Below are 2,504 nucleotides of genomic sequence, written 5' to 3'. Positions count from 1 at the left end.
GCCCGGGACGGGAGCCCAGGCCGCGGGCGACATCGTCGCCGAGGGCGATGGCGTTGAGGGGCCGCACGAGCACGAGGCTTAGCGCCGCACCGACGGCGAGGAAGGGCGCGATCGCGCCCGCGACATCCAGCCCGCGGCCCTGCAGCGAGCCGACCGACCAGAAGCGGAACTGGTAGAAGAGTGTCTCGTGGCTCAGCAGTACGAGGTCGGTGACGGCCGCGATGGCCACCGCGATGGCCGCGCCGGCGAGGGCCATGCGGGCGGGCGTGGCGCTGCTGCGGCGTGCCGAGCCGAGCAGGTAGACGACGACCGAGGCCAGGGCCGCGCCGGCGAACGCGAACCAGATGTAGGCGCCGGGGTCGAGGATGCCGAACACGGCGATCGCGACGACGACCATCGCGGCCGCGCCCGCGTTGACGGCGAACAGGCCGGGGTCGGCGAGCGGGTTGCGGGTGATCGACTGCATCATGGCGCCCGCGAGCCCGAGGCCGAGGCCGACCAGCACCGCGAGCACGGCGCGCGGGATGCGCGAGTGGATGACTACGACGTGGTCGTTGTTTGCCGGGTCGAACCCCGTGAGGGCGTCGATGACGGTCGCGACGGGGATGGGGTGTGACCCGAGGGCGAGCCCGCCGATCCCGCACACCATGATGACGGAGAGGCACGCTGCGGCGAGCACGGCGAATCGCCGGAACGCCCCGGCCCGCCGCCGGAGGGCGGCAGGCCGGGGCTCGCGAGGTGCGGTGGCGTCGAGGGTCACTTCCCGAAGAGCTCGACGAGCGTGTCGGCGAGCTGGCGGGCGCTGAACGGGTCGATGCGGAACGCCGTGGCCTGCGTGATGAAGAGACGCTCGTTCTGGATCGCGGGCTGGTTGGCCAGCAGTGGGTCGCTCGTGAGCGCCTGCGTCGGGTCGCCGCCCACGGGAATCGCGAACAGGGTCTGCGCGCCCTCGAGCGCCGCGGGCGTGTTCTCCGCGGTGAAGAACGACGCGTCGCCGCGCGTCTGCGACGCGAGGTCGGTCGGGATCTCCGCCCACTCGAAGCCGAGGGCCTCGAAGATGCGCGCCTGCGGGCTCTGCCCCGAGAACATGCCGATGCCTTCGGCGCCCTGGTACGAGATGAGCGCGGTGGGCTGGTCGGGCACTGTGATCGCTTCGGCCTTCTCGGCGAGGTAGGCGTCGAAGTCGGCGACGGCGGCGGTGGCGTTCTCCTCGAGACCTGTGGCCTCGCCGAGCACCGCGGCGAGCTCGTCCCACGGCTTGGAGCCGTAGTCGAAGAGCACGGTCGGGGCGATCTCGCTGAGCTGGTCGTAGGCCTCGAGGGTTGCGTCACCGCCGACGGTCGAGCCGATGATCAGGTCAGGAGCGATCGCCTCGATGGCCTCGATGTCGAGCTCGAGGTTGGGGTACAACACCTCGACGCCGCGCTCGTCGGCGATGTCGGCCCACTGGGAGAAGAAACCCTTGTCGTCGGTGAGCGGGTTGACCGACGTGGCGGCCGAGGCCACGAGCGGCGCCTCGATGGCCAGGAGCGTCCCGGTGATCGAGACCGACGTGGACACGATGGTCAGCGGCTGCGCGGGGATCTCGGTCTCGCCGGCGTCGTGGGTGATCGTGCGTGGCCACGAATCGTCGGCCGCGGCGGGCTCCGTCGTGCCGGGATCGGCCGACTCGGCGGGGGCCGAGCACGCGGTCAGGGCGAGAGTGGCGGCCGTGATGAGGGCGGCAGCGGTGAGGGACTTGCGCGGGAGGAGGCGCACAGGGAACTCCTTTGGGAAGGGACAGATGCTGTTGGCGTCGGCCGAACGCCCATCGGGAGCGCCGCCGTTGCCCCGCAACCATAAGACAGGCTAACCTAACCTGGCAACCCGGTCCCGCCGCCGGGCGGAACGGAGACCTCCCGATGCCAGCCAATCCCCGCCTCTTCGGCGGCGGGTACCGAGACGTGCTCGACAACCCCCAGCACACGGCCGGTCTCGACCGCGGCAGCCTCCGAATCACGGGCATCCACCCGGTCGGCGACACGCTCACACGCGTCGTGGCGCGGCTCGACCATCCCATGGATGCCGCTGTGTGGCGGGTCGCGAACGCGACGATCCGCCTCGAGATCCCGGGGCTCGACGAAGGCGAGATCGTCTCGCGCGTCTATACCGTGCGCGAGGTGCGCGACGCCGCCGACGGCGTCGAGGTGGTCGTCGACTTCGTGCGCCACGCGCACGTCAGCCCCGTGCTGCGCTGGCTGGATGCCGCCGCGATCGGCGACACGGTGCCGATCATCGGCCCCCGACAGCACTTCCTCCCCGCGTTCCTTCCCGGACGCGCCGTTGCGCTCTTCGCCGACGAGACCGCCATCCCCGCCCTCGCGTCGATCCTGCGCGATTGGCACGAGGGCTACGAGGGCACCGTGTGGATCGAGGCGCGCGACGCCGCCCTCGTCGACGAGCTGTCCGCGCCGGCAGGCGTCACGCTCCACTGGCTCGCCGCCGGGGCGCCCGGCGCCCTGGTC

3 protein-coding genes are annotated in these 2,504 nt (G+C 71.9%); 1 reads left to right on the top strand and 2 read right to left on the bottom strand.

Translation table 11 applies throughout. The features are described from left to right. The coding region (locus WBP48_RS06945) for an iron chelate uptake ABC transporter family permease subunit (RefSeq protein ID WP_424438086.1) at positions 1-760 on the bottom strand (760 nt) is incomplete at its 3' end. After that, positions 757-1,758 (bottom strand): Fe2+-enterobactin ABC transporter substrate-binding protein, encoded by a 1,002-nt coding sequence (gene fepB, locus WBP48_RS06940; protein WP_424438083.1) that lies wholly within the window; start codon positions 1,756-1,758, stop codon positions 757-759. The genes WBP48_RS06945 and fepB, both read right to left, overlap by 4 nt. Positions 1,759-1,901: 143 nt before the next feature. Here fepB and WBP48_RS06935 point away from each other — a divergent pair. Next, on the top strand, positions 1,902-2,504 hold a 603-nt coding region (locus WBP48_RS06935; protein ID WP_424438080.1), incomplete at its 3' end, for a siderophore-interacting protein.

This window comes from Microbacterium sp. (assembly GCF_049661145.1).
Lineage (GTDB): Bacteria > Actinomycetota > Actinomycetes > Actinomycetales > Microbacteriaceae > Microbacterium.
The sequence above is the reverse complement of the archived record's forward strand: the minus strand, read 5'-3'. Positions and strand labels throughout refer to the sequence as shown.